At 72.4% G+C, this 17,489-nt stretch carries 1 protein-coding gene; it reads right to left on the bottom strand.

The window, feature by feature from the left end:
* Positions 1–17,489, bottom strand: a 17,489-nt coding sequence (locus A5622_RS02945; protein ID WP_156752822.1) for a non-ribosomal peptide synthetase, incomplete at both ends; no start/stop codon positions are given.

Here is a 17,489-nt window from a genome sequence, read left to right as displayed (position 1 = left end):
CAGCTGCGCCCACCCGGCTTGCAGCACGGTGCTGACGGTGGTGTGGCCGGCGCGAGCCAGTTCGCTGACCGCGCGGGTGGTCTCCTCGGACAGCGCGAACGACCGGACACCGCGGCCGCCGGGTTCCCGCTGCTGCGGCGGCCCGACCAGCGTCGGGGTGTCGAAGCCGTCCAGCACGTCGCGCCACGCCGCGCGGGCGGCGTCGTGGTCGCGCTCGGCCAGCCAGGTGACGAACCGGCGGTAGGGCGCGGGCGCCGGCAGCCGCTGGCCGGTGTAGCAGGCGAACGTCTCGTTCAGCAGGATCGGCACCGACCAGCCGTCGAGCACGATGTGGTGGATGGTGAGCACCAGCCGGTGCCGGTCGTCGCCCGTGCGGATCAGCGCGGCGCGCACGGCCGGCTGGTCCGCCAGGTCGTAGACCGCGGCGCGTTCGGCGGCGCACAGCCGCTGGATCCGCTCTTCGGGCGCGCTGCCGTTGGGCCTGATCTCGAGGTGGCGCCAGGCCAGCGCCGGGTTGGCCGGGATGATCTGGACCGGCTCGTCGAACTCCTCGCAGAAACGGGCCACCAGGTGCGGGTGCCGGCCGACCACGCTGTGCATGGCGTCGCGCAGCCGGTCGGCGTCCAGCGGGCCGGTCAGGGTGAGGTCGAGCTGCACCGCATACAGGTGGTCTTCCAGCCGGTCTCGGGCGTCCCGCCGGGAGCCGGCGTGAAAGAGCAGCCCCTCCTGCAGCGGGGTCAGCGGCAGCACGTCGGCGATCCGCAGGCGCCGCTCCAGCCGCTCGATCTGCTGCTGGTCCAGGCGCGCGGGCGCGATGTCCGACGGGGTCAGGCCGCCGCCGCCGTGGCGCACGTGCGCGCAGATGCCGGCCAGGGCCTCGAACCACAGCCGGCTCAGGCGGGCGATCTGGTCGCGGTCCAGCGCCGAGGCCGCCCACGTCCAGTTGGCGTGCAGCTGCGGGCCGTCGGCGGTCTCCATGGTGCCGGCGTTGAGGTCGACGGTGTGCATCAGCGGCATCGGCACCGCGGTGCTGGTCGCGGTGGCCGACGACCCGTCCGGGCTGATTCGCCACAGCTCGTCGGAGAGCTCGGCCGCCGCGCCGCCCAGCCGGCCCAGGTAGTTGAACCCGATGGTCGGGTCGGGGCCGTCCAGGTCGACGTCGCCGTTGAGGTAGCGCAGCAACCCGTAGGTGAGCGGGTCCGGCAGCGCGCGCAGTTGCTCCTTGGCGTCCTTGATCAGCGCGCCCAGGATCGGCGCGCCGGAGGTGACCTGCGACCAGGACAGCCCGCCGACGTGCCCCGCGACGTTCAAAGCCACCGGGTACTTGGTGGTGAACCACCCGACGGTGCGCGACAGGTCGACTCCGGGGGCCAGTTCCTCGTGGCGGCCGTGGCCCTCGACGTCGATGCCGATGGGGGTGCCGACAGCGAGACGGGAGCCTAGGAACTCGGCCCAGGCCAGGGCGAACCCGACGAGCAGGATGTCGTTGACGCCGGCGTGGAATGCCGCGGGCGCCTCGCCGAGCAGCGTGCGGGTGGTCGTCGCGTCCAGGGTCACCGCCATGTTTTCGGCGGTCTCGTAGGTGTCGACCTCGGGCCGCACCGCGGGCAGGGCGGACGGGGTCGCGGCGACCCGCCGCCAGGCCTCGGCCTGCTCGGCCACGGCCGGTGACTGCGCGTGCTCGGCGAGCAGCGTCGCCCAGCGGGCGAACGAGGTGCCGCCGGCGGGCAGCGCGACGGGTTGACCGTGGTGATGCTGGCCCCAGGCGATGTTGAGGTCCTCCAGCAGCACCCGCCAGGAGACGCCGTCGACGGCCAGGTGATGAATGATCAGCACCAGCTGACGCGTGGCGGAAACCCACAGCGCGCTGAGCATCACCCCGGCGGCCGGGTTCAACCGCGACCGCGCCTCGATGATCGCCGCGTCCGACAGCTCGTCGACCGCGTGCACCCGCTGGGCGGCATCGACCGACCCCGACTCGGGCACCTGCAGTGACCATTCGCCCGCACCCTCGTCCGCGCCCTCGTCCGCGCGATCGACGCGCAGCCGCAGCATGGCGTGCCGGTCCAGCAGGGCCTGCAACACCACCACCACGTCGGCCTCGGTGACGCCGGCGGGTGCCTGCAGGACCATCGTCTGGTTGAACTGGTCGACCGGACCGTCCACGCTGCGCAGCCACCGGATGATGGGCGTAGCGACGACCTCGCCGACGCCCTCGTCGAGCACGCCGTGCTCGCCGTCGGTCACCCCGGCCACCCGGGCCAGCCGCGCCACGGTCTGCTCGGTGAAGATGTCGCGGGTGCGCAGCGCCAGGCCGGCGGCCCGCGCGCGGGTCACCACCTGCATCGAGGAGATGCTGTCGCCGCCCAGGTCGAAGAAGGAGTCGTCGACGCCGACCCGGTCGACGCCCAGGATCTGCGCGTAGATGCCGGCCAGGGTCTCCTCGGCCGGGGTGCCCGGGGCGCGGTAGCGGTCGACGTCGCGGTACTCCGGTGACGGCAGGGCCCGGACGTCGAGCTTGCCGTTCGGTGTCAGCGGCAGCGCGTCGAGCGCCACGACGGCGGCCGGGACCATGTAGGCCGGCAGGCGATCGGCCAGCCGGGCGCGGGCCTCCACCGGGTCTGCTCCCCCGGTGACGTAGCCGACCAGGCGCTTGTCGCCTGGGCGGTCCTCGCGGGCGATCACCGCCGCCTGGTCCACGCCGTCCAGCGCGGCCAGCGCCGAGCGCACCTCGCCGAGTTCGATGCGATAGCCGCGGATCTTGACCTGCTCGTCGGCCCGGCCCAGGTACTGCAACTGGCCGTCGGGCCCCCAGCGGACCAGGTCGCCGGTGCGGTACATCCGCGACCCGGGCGCCCCGAACGGGCAGGCCACGAAGCGCGACGCGGTCAGCTCGGCGCGGCGCCAGTAGCCGACCGCGACGCCGCCGCCGGCGACATACAGCTCACCGACCACGCCGTGCGGCGCCGGCCGCAGGGATTCGTCCAGCACGAACGCCGCGGCCGCCGGCACCGGGGAACCGATCGGCACCGGCCCGGTGGTGGGCGATCCCGCCTGCAGCGGGGCGCTGACCGCGGCGTACACCGTCGCCTCGGTGGGGCCGTAGGCGTTGATCATCGTGCGTCCCGGCGCCCACCGGTCGACCAGCTCGGCCGGGCAGGCCTCGCCGGCCACCACCAGCGCCGCGGAGTCCAGCCCCGCGGGCGACAGCACGTCCGCCGCGGACGGCGTCTGGCTGATCACGGTGACCCGTTCGGCGACCAGCAGCGCGTGGAAGTCGTCCGGCGACCGGACCACGGAGTCGGGGATCACCACCAGGCGTCCGCCCTGCAGCAGCGCGCCGAAGATCTCCCAGACCGAGACGTCGAAGGCCAGCGAGTGCCATTGCGACCAGACGCCCTCGCGGGGCAGACCGGAGTCACCGGACGCCAGCAGCCGGGCGACGTTACCGTGCGTGACGGCAACGCCTTTGGGGACACCGGTGGTGCCCGAGGTGTAGATCAGGTAGGCGACGTCGTCGGCGCTCGGCGCCGGCAACGGGGTCGACGGCTGGGTGGGCACGGCCGGATCGTTCACGTCGAGGACGGCGACGTGGTGGCCGTACAGCCGCTCGGCCAGCCCGGCGGTGCTGATCGCCACCATCGGCGCGGCGTCGGCGAGCATGAAGCCGATCCGCTCCGCCGGCAGCCCCGGGTCGATCGGCAGGTAGGCCGCGCCGGTCTTGAGCACCGCCACGATCGCCACGATCGCCTCGGCCGAGCGGCCGAACAGCAGCGCCACCCGCTCACCGCGGCTGACGCCGAGGCCGGTCAGCCGGTGGGCCAGCCGGTTGGCGGCCTCGTCGAGCTCGCGATAGGTCCACGAGCGGTCGTCGCAGCGCAGCGCCACCGCGTCCGGGGTGCGCGCCACCTGCTCGGCGAACAGCGCGGGAATCGAGGCGTCGGTGGTCGCGGGCGCGGTCAGCGCCGCGCGGTTGCCCAGGGCGTCCAGGCGGGCGCGTTCGTGCCGGTCCAGCAGGTCCACCGTCGACAGGGCGCGGGCGGGATCGGCCGTCATCGCCTCCAGCACCCGCTGCAGGCGCGCGATCAGCGTCTCGATGGTGGCCGCGTCGAACACGTCGGTGCGGAACTCCACCCGCCCGCCGATCCCGGCGGGCTCGTTGTCCTCGCCCCAGCGTTCGGCCAGCGAGAACACCAGATCCATGCGGGCGACCTGGGTGTCCAGCGGTATCGAGGTCACCTGCACGTCGCCCAGGGCCAGTCCGGCGCCGGGGTCGCTGTCCTGCCCGGCGAAGTTCTGCCAGGCCAGCATCACCTGCACCAGCGGGTGGTGGGTCAGGCTTCGGGTCGGGTTGACGCGCTCGACCAGCACCTCGAACGGCACGTCCTGGTGCTCGAAGGCCTCCAGGCTGCGGGTGCGGACCCGGGTCAGCAGTTCGGTGAAACTCGGGTCGCCAGCCAGGTCGACGCGGAGCACCAGGGTGTTGACGAAGAACCCGACCAGGTCGTCGAGCGCGGGATCGCGCCGGCCGGCGATCGGGAAGCCGACCGCCACATCGGTGCTGGCGCTGAGCTTCGACAGCAGCACCGCCAGCGCGGCCTGCACCACCATGAAGCTGGTCGAGTTGTACTCGCGGGCCAGCCCGGCGACCTGCTGCTGCAGGTCGGCCGGCCAGTCCACCTCGACGGCCGCCCCGCGCTGATCGGCGATCTGCGGGTAGGGCCGGTCGGTGGGCAGCGCCAACCGCTCCGGCATGCCGGCCAGCGCGTCCTGCCAGTAGGCGAGCTGCGCGGCGATGCGGCTGCCGCTGTCGGCGAGTTCGCCGAACTGCGCGCGCTGCCACAGCGTGTAGTCGACGTACTGCACGGCCAGCGGCTCCCAGTCGGGGGCCCGCCCGGCGCAGCGGCTGGCGTACGCCAGCCCCAGGTCGCGGACCAGCGGCCGCAACGACCAGCCGTCGGCGGCGATGTGGTGCACGACGGCCACCAGCACGTGTTCGTCGTCGGCGGTGCGGAACAGCGATGCGCGCAACGGGATCTGGGTGGCCAGGTCGAAGGTTTCGCGGGCCGCGGCGTCGATCGCCTCGCGCAGCCGGCCCGCCGACCAGCCGCGGGCGTTCACGTTCCGCCAGCTCAGATCGGCTTGCTCGACCGGGATCACCACCTGCTGGGGCGTTTCCCCGGTCACGGCGAACACCGTGCGCAGGCTCTCGTGGCGGGCCACCACGTCGGCCAGCGCCGCCTCCAGCGCCGCGACGTCGAGGCGGCCGTGCATCCGCATCGCCGCCGCCATGTTGTAGACCGGCGACGGTCCCTGCAGCTGGTCGAGGAACCACAGCCGGCTCTGCGCGAAGGACAGCGGGATCACCGCCGGACGCTCCCCCGCCACCAGCGGGTCGAGCCGGCCGGTGTCCTCGCCGATGCGCGGCGCCAGCTGCGCGACGGTGGGCGATTCGAAGATGACGCGCACCGGCACGCCGACGTCCATGGCGCTGTTGACCGCCGCGATCACCCGCATCGCCGAGATGCTGTCGCCGCCGAGGTCGAAGAAGGAGTCGTCGACGCCGACCCGCTCGACGCCCAGCACGTGGGCGTAGATGCCGGCCAGGATCTCCTCGGTGGGGGTGGTCGGCGAGCGGTAACCGGCCGCGGAGTATTCGGGCGCCGGCAGGGCGCGGATGTCGAGCTTGCCGTTGAGGGTCATCGGCAGCGCGTCGAGCACCACCACCGCCACCGGGACCATGTAGGCGGGCAGCCGCTCGGCCAGCTGCGTGCGGGCCTCGGCGGGATCCGCGGTGCCGGTGATATAGCCGACGAGGCGCTTGTCGCCCGGTCGGTCCTCGCGCGCGATGACGACCGCCTGGTCGACGCCGTCCAGCGCGGCCAGCGCCGAGCGCACCTCCCCGACTTCGATGCGGTAGCCGCGGATCTTGACCTGCTCGTCGGCGCGGCCGAAGTACTGCAGCTGGCCGTCCGGGCCCCAGCAGACCAGGTCGCCGCTGCGGTACATGCGCGATCCGGGCTCGCCGAAGGGGCAGGGCACGAACCGGGTCGCGGTCAGCCCGGGCCGGCGCACGTACCCGTATGCGACGCCGCGACCGGCGACGTACAGCTCGCCGACCACCCCGGCGGCCACCGGGCGCAGCCAGCCGTCCAGGACGAACAGCGCCGTGCCGGGCACCGAGGAGCCGATCGGCGGCGCCCCCGAGCCGGGCGCCAGCGGCGTGCTCATCGACGAGAAGATGGTGGCCTCGGTGGGGCCGTAGACGTTGACCATCGTCCGGCCCGGCGCCCAGCGGTCCACCAGTTCGGGCGGGCAGGGCTCGGCCCCGATCACCAGGGCCGCGGACTCCAGGCCCTGCGGCGAGAGCATCCGCACGGCCGACGGGGTCTGGCTCAGCACGGTGACCTTCTCCGCGACCAGCAGGGCGTGGAACTCCATGGGTGAGCGGGCCACCGAGTCGGGCACCACGACGAGGCGCCCGCCGTGCAGCAGCGCGCCCCAGATCTCCCACACCGAGTAGTCGAAGGCGTACGAGTGGAACTGGGTCCACACCTGCCCGGCCGACAACTCGACGCCGACGGCCTGCGCGTCGAACATGCGGGTCACGTTGTGGTGGCTGACGGCCACCCCCTTGGGCAGACCGGTGGTGCCCGACGTGTAGATGATGTGGGCGACGTGTTCGGGTGCCGGCGCCGGCAGGGCGGTGCGCGGCTGGCGTGCCACGGCGCGGTCGTTGATGTCGATGACGATCAGGTCGTGCGCGTGCAGCTTGTCCGCCAGCGCGGCGACGGTGATCGCGGCCATCGGCGCGGTGTCGGTGAGCATGAAATCGATGCGGGCCGCCGGCAGCGCCGGGTCGATCGGCAGGTAGGCCGCGCCGGTCTTGAGCACCGCCAGGATGGCCACGATCGCGTCGGCCGACCGGCCGAACAGTAGGGCCACGGATTCGCCCGGGCCCACCCCGCGGCCGATCAGCAGGTGCGCCAACCGGTTCGACTTCTCGTCGAGTTCCCGGTAGCTGATGGACCGGCCCTCGAAGGTCACCGCCGCGGCTTGGGGGCTGCGCGCCACCTGCGCGGCGAACAGCGCCGGGATCGACGTCGGCGTGGCGGGCCGGGTGAGCACCGCCCGGTCGGCCCAGGCGTCCAGCCGGTCGTGTTCGGCGGCGTCGAGCAGGTCGATCGACGACAACCGCCGCGCCGGGTCGCCGGTCATCACGACCAGCACCCGCTGCAGCCGTTCGATCAGCGTCGCGATGCGTGCCGCGTCGAAGACGTCGGTGTCGTATTCGACCTGCAGGCGCAGCTCCTTTCCGGGCTGGGCCTGCATGGTCAGCGGGTAGTGGGTGGATTCGCGGGTGGTGATGTCGGTGACGGCCAGCTCGTGGTCGGCGGACAACGCGCTGGCGTCGATCGGATAGTTCTCGTAGGCGAACAGCGTGTCGAACAGCTGGTCCTGGCCGGTGATGCGGTGGATCTCGTTGAGCGCCAGGTGCTGGTGGTCCAGCGTGTGGTTGTAGGCACCTTGCAGCTGGTCGAGCAGTTCGGCGGTCGTGGTCGTGGCGGTGATGTTCGCCCGCACCGGCACCGTGTTGATCAGCAAGCCGACCATGTTCTCCGCGCCGGCGACCTCGGCGGGCCGGCCCGACACGGTGGTGCCGAACACGACATCGCCCTGGCCGGTCAGGGCGCACAGCAGCTGCGCGAACGCGGCCTGCAGCACCGTGTTGACCGTGGTGTGGCAGGAGCGGGCCAGGTCGGTGATGGACTGGCTGAGCTCGGCGGGCAGCGCGAACGATTCGACGCTTTGCCGCCCGGGCTCGGTGCGGTCCTGCGGGCCGACCAGGGTCGGGCTGTCGAAGCCGGCGAACACGTCGGCCCAGGCGGTTCGGGCGGCGTCCACGTCGCGTGCGGCCAGCCAGTCGACGAAGGCGCGGTAGGGCGCCGCCGCCGGCAGCCGCTGGCCGTAGTAGCCGGCGAAGATCTCCCCCAGCAGGATCGGCATCGACCAGCCGTCGAGCACGATGTGGTGGTTGGTCAGCACCAGCCGGTAGCGCTGGGGGGCGGTGCGCAGCAGCGCCACCCGGAAGGCGGGGTGGTCGGCGAGGTCGCCGCAGACCGCGGCGCGCTCGGCCGCGCACAGCCGTCGGATCCGCGCGTCGGCGTCGGGGTCGCCGTCCAGCTCGACGTACTGCCAGGACGCCGCGGGGTCGGCCGGGATGATCTGGACGGGCTCGTCGTAGTCGTCGCAGAACCGGGCGACCAGGTTGGGATGCCGGCCGATCATCGTCTGCACGGCGTCGCGCAGCCGGTCGGGGTCGAGCGGGCCGGCGATGCTGATGTCCAGCTGCCCGGCGTACAGATCCTCGCTCGCCTGCGCGGTGTTGGCGTGGAAGAGCAGTCCCTGCTGGACCGGGGTGAGCGCCAGCACGTCGGCGATATTGTGTTGGCGCGCAAGCTGATCGAGCTGCGGCTGGGTGAGCCGGGCCGGTGCGATGTCGGACGGGGTCAGGCCGCCGCCACCGCAGCGCACGTGCGCGCAGATGCCGGCCAGCGCCTCGAACCACAATCGGCCCAGCCTGGTGATCTGCTCGTCGCTGCATGCCGAGGGCGCCCAGGTCCAGTTGGCGTGCAGCCGCGGTCCGGCCGCGGAGTCGACGGTGACCGCGTTCAGCTCGACGGTGTGCATCAGCGGCATCGGTATCGCGGTCGCCGCGCGGGTGACCGTCCAGCCATCCGGGTCGGGCCGCCACATGTCGTCGGTGAGCTCGGCCGCCCCGCCCTGGCGTCCCAGGTAGTTGAAGCCGATCGGCGGCTCCGGCGCGTCCAGGTCGATGTCGGGGTTCAGGTAGCGCAGCAGGCCGTAGCTCAGCGGGTCGGGCAGGGCGCGCAGCTGTTCCTTGGCGTCCTTGAGCACCGCGCCCAGCGCGTCTCCGCCGGCGGCGACCTGCGCCCAGGAGATGCCTTGCAGCGCAAGGGATACCGGGTATTTGGTGGTGAACCAGCCCACGGTGTGGGACAGGTCGACGTCGCGGCCCAGTTCCTCGTGACGCCCGTGGCCCTCGACCCCGATGCCGACCGGCGCGCCGCCGCCCGAGAATTCCGCGCACGCCAGCCCGAACGCGATCAGCAGGATGTCTTGCACGCCGGCGTGGAACGCCGCGGGCACAGCGCCGAGCAGCATGCCGGTGGTCTCGGCGTCCAGCTCCATCGAGAGGTGTCCGGCCGTGGCGAAGGTGTCGACCTCGGGCCGCACCGCGGGCAGCGCAGCGGGCGTGGCCGCCGCGGCCGCCACCCGCTGCCAGGTGTCGGCCTGGCCCACCACGTCGCGGTGGCGCGCATGCTCGGCCAGCCGTGCCGACCAGCGGGCGAACGAGGTCCCCACGGTCGGCAGCGCCACGGGCTGCCCGCCGTGCTGCTGGGCCCAGGCGATGTTCAAGTCCTGCAACAGGATTCGCCACGACACGCCGTCGACGGCCAGGTGATGAACGATCACGACCAGTTGACGGGTGGCGCTCGCCCACACCGCGCGCAGCAGCACGCCGGCGGCCGGGTTCAGCCGCGAGCGCGCCTCGATGACCGCCGCCTCGGACAGTTCGTCCACCGTGTGCAGGCACGCGCGGGCGTCCACCGCGCCGGGCTCGGGCACCGTCAGCGACCAGCCGGTGGCGGGGTCGTTGTCGACGTGCAGCCGCAGCATGGCGTGGCGATCCAGCAGGGCCTGCAGCACCGTGACGACGTCGGCCTCGGTGACCGCGGCCGGGGCCTGCACGAGCATGGCCTGGTTGAACTGGGCGACGTCACCGCCGGCGTTGTGGACGTCCTGCAGCCAGCGGATGATCGGAGTGGCCTGCACCGGCCCGAGCCCCTCGTCGGCCACCGCGGTGGCGGCGTCGAGCACTTCGGCCACCCGGGCCAGTCGGGCCACCGTCTGCTCGACGAAGATGTCGCGCGTCTTGCACACCAGGCCGGCGGCGCGCGCCCGCGTCACCACCTGCATCGACGAGATGCTGTCGCCGCCCAGGTCGAAGAACGAGTCGTCGACGCCGACGCGCTCGAGGCCGAGCACCTGCGCGTAGATTCCGGCCAGGATTTCTTCGATGGCGTTGTCGGGGGCCCGATACCGGTCGGCGTCGGAGTATTCCGGTGCCGGTAGGGCGCGGGTGTCGAGCTTGCCGTTGGGGGTGAGCGGCAGGGCCTGCATCACCACCACGGCGGTCGGGATCATGTAGCCCGGCAGCCGCTCGGCCAGCGCGGCGCGCACCGCGGCGGGGTCGGCGGTGCCGGTGACATAGCCGACGAGGCGCTTATCCCCGGGGCGGTCCTCGCGCGCCACCACGACCGCCTGCTCGACGCCGTCCACCCAGGCCAGTGCCGCGCGCACCTCGCCGAGTTCGATGCGGTAGCCGCGGATCTTGACCTGCTCGTCGGCGCGGCCCAGGTAGTCCAGCTGCCCGTCCGCGCGCCAGCGCACCAGGTCACCGGTGCGGTACATGCGCGATCCCGGACCGCCGAACGGGCAGGCCACGAACCGCGACGCGGTCAATGCCGACCGCCGCCAGTAGCCGCAGGCGACGCCGGCGCCGGCCACGTACAGCTCGCCGACCACACCCGGCGGCACCGGCCGCAGCCACTCGTCGAGCACGAACGACGCCGCCCCCGGCACGGGGGAACCGATCGGCACCACGCCCGGTGCGTCGGCCTCCAGCGGTGCGCTGATCGCCGCGTACACCGTGGCCTCGGTGGGGCCGTAGGCGTTGATCATGGTCCGTCCCGGCGCCCAGCGGTCCACCAGTTCGGACGGGCAGGCCTCGCCGGCCACCACCAGCGTGACCGACTCCAGTCCCTCGGGCGCGAGCGCGCCCGCCGCGGACGGGGTTTGGCTGAGCACGCTGACCTGTTCGGCGACCAGCAGCGCGTGCAGGTCTTCCGGCGAGCGCGCCACCGATTCGGGCACCACGACCAGTCGGCCGCCGTGCAGCAGCGCGCCGAAGATCTCCCACACCGAGACGTCGAACGCGAGCGAATGCCATTGCGACCACACGCCCGAACGCGGCAGTCCCGACTCCCCGGACGCGAGCAGCTGGGTGACGTTGCGATGGGTGACGGCAACGCCTTTGGGGACCCCGGTGGTGCCCGAGGTGTAGATCAGGTAGGCGAGGTGTTCGGGTGCCGGCGCGGGCAACGCGGTGGCGGGCCGGGTGTCGACGGCGGGATCGTTGACGTCGATGACCGGGATGTCGTGGCCGTCGAGGCGGTCGCTCAGGTCGGCCGTGGTGATCGCGGCGATCGGGGCGGCGTCGTTGAGCACGAATCCGATCCGCGCCTCGGGCAGCGCCGGGTCGATCGGCAGGTAGGCCGCCCCGGACTTGAGCACCGCCAGGATCGACACGATCGCCTCGGCCGAGCGCGAAAACAGCAGCGCGACAGTACGTCCGGGGCGGGCGCCCTGGTCGGTCAGCAGGTGCGCCAACCGGTTCGACGCCTCGTCCAGCTCGCGGTAGGTCAGCTTGCGGCCGGCACAGACCAGCGCGACGACGTCCGGGGTGCGGGCTGCCTGCGCGGCGAAAAGGGCTGGGAGGGAATCGGTTTGGGGCGCGGATGCGCTCAGCGCGGCGCGGTTGCCGAACGCAGCCAGCCGGGCGTGTTCGGTGTCGTCGAGCAGATCGATCGCGGACAACGCCTGGGCGGGATCGGCGGTCATCGCGAGCAGCACCCGCTGCAGCCGGTCGACCAGCGCCCGGATGCTGTCCTCGTCGAAGACGTCGGTGCGGAATTCGACGGTTCCGCCGATTCCGGCGGGTTCGCCGCGCTCGTCCCAGCGTTCGCCCAGCGAGAAGGTCAGGTCCATCCGGGCGGTCTGGGTGTCCACCGGAATCGGCGTGACATCGACGTCGCCCAGGGTGAATCCGGCCGCGGGGCCGGCGTCGTGCCCGGCGAAGTTCTGCCAGGCCAACATCACCTGGATGAGCGGGTGATGGGTCAGGCTTCGGGTCGGGTTCAGCCGCTCGACCAGCACCTCGAACGGCACGTCCTGGTGCTCGTAGGCGGCCAGACTGCGCTGGCGCACCTGGGATAGCACGTCGGCGAAGCTGGGGTCACCGGCCACCTCGACGCGCAGCACCAGGGTGTTGACGAAGAAGCCCACCAGCTCGTCGAGCGCGGGATCGCGCCGCCCGGCGATGGGGAAGCCCACCGCCACATCGGGATTGGCGCCGATCTTGGCCAGCAGCACGGTCAACGCGGTCTGGATCACCATGAAGCTGGTGGCGTTGTGGTGGCGAGCCACTTCCCCGACGCGCCGCTGCAGCCCGGTGGGCCAATCGATTTCGACGGTGGCGCCGCGCTGGTCGGCCACCAGCGGGTAGGGCCGGTCGGTGGGCAACTGCACCCGTTCCGGCATCCCGGCCAGGGCGCCTTCCCAATAGGACAGCTGGGCGGCGATGCGGCTGTTGCCGTCGTCGAGAACGCCGAATTGGGCGCGCTGCCACAGCGTGTAGTCGACGTACTGCACCGGCAGCGGCGCCCAGTCGGGGCCGCGGCCGGCGGCCCGGCCGGCGTACGCGACCCCGAGGTCGCGCACCAGCGGGGTGATGGACATGCCGTCGGCGGCGATGTGGTGCACCACGGCGACCAGCACATGCCGGTCCTCGCCGAGCCGGAAAAGCTCTGCCCGCAGCGGGATTTGGGAGGACAGGTCGAAGGTGTAGCGCGCGGTGGCGCCGATCGCCTCCTCCAGCTGGCTTGCCGACCAGGCGCTGGCGTCGACAACCTCCCAGCCGAAGTCGGCCTGGTCGGCGGGGATGACCACCTGCTGCGGCGTCCCCTCGGGGGCGGCGAACAGGGTGCGCAGGCTCTCGTGGCGAGCCACCACGTCGCCCAGCGCCGCGCCGAGCGCGTCGGCGTCGAGCGCACCGTCCAGCCTCAGGGCGGCCGACATGTTGTACACCGGTGAGGGACCTTGCAATTGGTCGAGGAACCACAGCCGGTTCTGCGCGAACGACAACGGGACGATCGCCGGCCGCGCGCCGGCGGTCAAGGGCTGCAGCCCGTTGCCGCCCTCCCTGAGCCGGGGTGCCAGCTGGGCGATCGTGGGCGCCTCGAACACGACCCGCACGGCGAGGTCGGCGTCCAGGCTCGCGTTGATCGCGGCGATCAGGCGCATGGCGGAGATGCTGTCGCCGCCGAGGTCGAAGAAGGAGTCGTCGACGCCGACGCGTTCGGCGTTCAGGATGTCGGCGTAGATGCCGGCCAGGATCTCTTCGGTGGGGGTTTGCGGTGCGCGGTATTCACCCGCGGTGTATTCGGGCGCCGGCAGGGCGCGGGTGTCCAGTTTGCCGTTGGCGGTCAACGGAAAGGCCTCGAGCGCCATCACCGCGGCGGGGACCATGTACGCGGGCAGCCGTTCGGCCAGTGCGGTTCGGACGGCGGCGGCGTCGGCGCTGCCGGTGATGTAACCGACCAGCCGCAAGGCGCCCGGGTGGTCCTCGCGGGCGATGACCACGGCCTGCTCGACACCGTCGAATCCGGCCAGCGCGGACTGGATTTCGCCGAGCTCGATGCGGTAGCCGCGGACCTTGACCTGCTCGTCGGCGCGGCCGAAGTACTGCAGTTGCCCGTCGGCGTTCCAGCGCGCCAGGTCGCCCGTGCGATACATGCGCGTGCCGGCTCCGCCGAAGGGGCAGGCGACGAACCGCGACGAAGTCAGCCCGGGCCGGCCGACATATCCCGCGGCCACACCGGATCCGGCGACGTAGAGCTCCCCGACGACGCCGGGCGGCACCGGCCGCAACGACCCGTCGAGCACGAACAGCGCCGCCCCCGGCACCGGGGACCCGATCGGCACCGGCCCGTGGGCCGCCGACCCGGGCGCCAGGGGCGCGCTGATGGTCACACACATGGTGGTCTCGGTCGGGCCATAGGCGTTGACCATCACCCGGCCGGGCGCCCATTGGTCCACCACCTCGGCCGGACAGGCCTCACCGGCCATCACCAGCGACACCGATTCCAGGCCCTCGGGCGAGAGCATCGCCACCGCCGACGGCGTCTGGGTCAACACGCTGACCTGCTGGGCGACCAGCAGGTCGTGCAGGTCTTGCGGGGAACGCGCCACCGATTCGGGCACCACGACCAGCCGGCCGCCGCGCAGCAGCGCGCCGAAGATCTCCCAGACCGAGACGTCGAACGCCAGCGAGTGGCAGTGCGACCACACCCCCGCGGCCGGCAGTCCGGCGTCCAGCGAGCCCAGCAGCTGGGTCACGTTGCGGTGGGTGATGGCAACGCCTTTGGGGACGCCGGTGGTGCCCGAGGTGTAGATCAGGTAGGCGACGCCGTCGGGCCCGGGCAGCGGCAGGCTCGTTTCGGGCAGGGTGTCGATGCGGCGATCGTTGACGTCGATGACGGTCACGCCGCGTCCGTCGAACCGCGCGGCCAGGTCGGCGGTGGTGATCGCGACGACGGGCTTGGCGTCGCCGAGCATGAACTCGATCCGGGCGTCGGGCGACGAGGGATCGATCGGCAGGTACGCGGCCCCCGTCTTGAGCACCGCGAGGATGGCGGCGATCGCCTCGGCCGACCGCGAAAACAGCAGTGCCACAGTCTGTCCCGGACCGGCGCCCCGCGCCGCCAGGCGGTGCGCCAACCGGTTGGACGCCTCGTCCAGCTCGCGGTACGTCACCGACAGGCCCTCGCAGACCAGCGCCACGGCCTCGGGCGCGGCGGCGACGTGCGCGGCGAACAGTTCGGGCACCGACACCGGCGGGCCGGCCGGCCCGGTCAAAACGGCGTTGTTTCCCAGCTTTTCGAGGCGGTCGCGCTCGGCATCGTCGAGCAAATCCACCGACGACACCGGGTGGGTGGGATCGGCGGTCATCGCGGTCAGCACCCGCTGCAGCCGCGCGATCAAAGTCTCGACGGTGGCCGCGTCGAACACGTCGGTGCGGAATTCCACCCGTCCGCCGATCCCGGCGGCCTCGCCGGCCGCGGTCCAGCGCTCGGCCAGGGAGAACACCAGGTCCATGCGGGCCGACTGGTCGGCCACCGGTACGGACGTGACCTCGAGGTCGCCCAGCGCCAGGCCGGCGGCGGGGTCGTCGTGCCCGGCGAAGTTCTGCCAGGCCAGCATCACCTGTACCAGTGGGTGGTGCGTCAGGCTGCGGGTCGGATTGACCCGCTCCACCAGCACCTCGAACGGCACGTCCTGATGCTCGAACGCCGCCAGGCTGCGCGCCTGGACGCGCTCCAGCAGTTCGGTGAAGGTGGGGTCACCGGCCAGGTCGACGCGCAGCACCAGGGTGTTGACGAAGAAGCCGACCAACTGGTCGAGGGCGGGGTCGCGCCGCCCGGCGATCGGAAAGCCAACGGCCACATCGGAACTCGCGCCGAGCTTGGACAGCAGCACCGCCAGCGCGGCCTGCACCACCATGAAGCTGGTCGCGTTGTGCTCGCGGGCCAGCCGGCGGACCTGCTCCTGCAATTCCGCGGGCCAGTCCACCACCACGCTGTCACCGCGCTGATCGGCCACCGGCGGGTAGGGCCGGTCGGTGGGCAGCGCCAGCCGCTCGGGCATGCCCGCCAGGGCTTCCTCCCAGTAGGCCAGCTGGCCGCCGATGCGGCTGGAGCCGTCGTCGAGATCGCCGAACTGGGCGCGCTGCCAGAGCGTGTAATCGATGTACTGTACCGACAATTCGGCCCAGCCCGGGGCGCGCCCGGCGCGCCGGCTGGTGTAGGCCACACTGAGGTCGGCGCTCAACGGCGTGAGCGACAAACCGTCCGCGGCGATGTGATGGACCACGATCACCAGGATGTGCTCGTCCTCGGCGAGCGCGAAAAGCTTTGCGCGGATGGGGATTTCGGTCGCCAGATCGAAGGTATGGCGCGTCGCCGCCTTGATGGCGTCGTCCAGCTGGTCCGCCGGGTACGCGGTGGCGTCGATGACGTCCCAGCCGATGTCGGCGCGCTCGACGGGCACCACCAGCTGTTGGGGCGTTCCCTCGTGCGCCGGGAACAGGGTGCGCAGGCTTTCGTGGCGGCTCACCACGTCGGTCAGCGCGGCGGCCAGGGCGCCGGCGTCGAGCCGCCCGCGCAGCCGCAGCGCCGCCGCCATGTTGTACAGCGGTGACGGGCCCTGGAATTGGTCGATGAACCACAACCGGTTCTGCGCGAACGACAACGGGACCACCGCGGGCCGCTCGGCGGCCACCAGCGGCTCCAGGCCGGCCGCGCTCTCCGCGATGCGCGGCGCCAGCTGCGCAACGGTGGGCGCCTCGAAGACGACGCGCACCGGAAGGTCGCTGTCCAGCGCGGCATTGATCGCGGTGACCAGCCGCATGGTGGACAGCGAATCGCCGCCCAGGTCGAAGAACGAGTCGTCGACCCCGACGCGTTCCACCCCCAGGATTTGGGCGTAGATGCCGGCCACGATCTCCTCGACCGCGGTGCTCGGGGCGCGATAGTTGCGATAATTGCCAGCGGTCCGGTAGTCCGGCGCGGGCAGGGCGCGGGTGTCGAGCTTGCCGTTCACCGTCACCGGCAGCGCGTCGAGCGCCACCACCGCCGCCGGGACCATGTAGCCCGGCAGTCGCTCGCCCAGCGCGGCGCGCGCCTTCCCCGGCTCGGCCGAGCCGGTGACATAACCGACCAGGCGCTTGTCCCCGGGGCGGTCCTCGCGGGCGACGACGACCGCCTGCTCCACCCCGTCGAGCGCGGCCAGGGCCGCCTGGATTTCGCCGAGTTCGATGCGGTAGCCGCGGATCTTGACCTGCTCGTCGGCGCGGCCCAGGTAGCGCAGCTGTCCGTCGGGTCCCCAGCAGACCAGGTCCCCGGTGCGGTACATGCGGGTGCCGGGTTGGCCGAACGGGCAGGCCATGAACCGCGATGCGGTCAGCCCGGGGCGGCGCCAGTACCCGACCCCCACGCCCTCGCCGGCCAGATACAGCTCCCCCACCACCCCGGCGGGCACCGGGCGCAGCCATTCGTCGAGCACGAAGAACGCCGCGCGAGTGACCGGTGAGCCGATCGGCGGGAATCCCGAGCCCGCCTGTAGCGAGGCACTCTTGCAGGCCCACATGGTGGTTTCGGTGGGGCCATACACATTGACCATCACCCGGCCCGGCGCCCAGCGGTCCACCAGCTCCGGCGGACACGGCTCGGCCCCGACCACCAACGCCGTGAAATCCAGGCCGTCGGTGGGCAACAGCCCCACCGCCGACGGGGTCTGGGTCAACACCGTCACACCCTCACCCACCAGCAGGGCATGAAACTCCTCAGGCGACCGGGCCACCGCGCCGGGGACCACGACGAGTCGTCCGCCGTGCAGCAGCGCCCCCCAGATCTCCCACACCGAGAAGTCGAAGGCATACGAGTGGAACTGCGTCCACACCTGCTCGGCCGATAAGGCGAACCCGAGCCGCAGATCGTCGAACAGCTGCGCGACGTTGTGTTGGGTGACCGCAACGCCTTTGGGCACACCGGTGGTGCCGGACGTGT

The sequence above is a fragment of the Mycobacterium sp. 1245801.1 genome, from assembly GCF_001673055.1.
GTDB lineage: Bacteria > Actinomycetota > Actinomycetes > Mycobacteriales > Mycobacteriaceae > Mycobacterium > Mycobacterium europaeum_A.
Note: the sequence above shows the minus strand (reverse complement) of the source record. Positions and strands in the feature narration are given on the sequence as shown.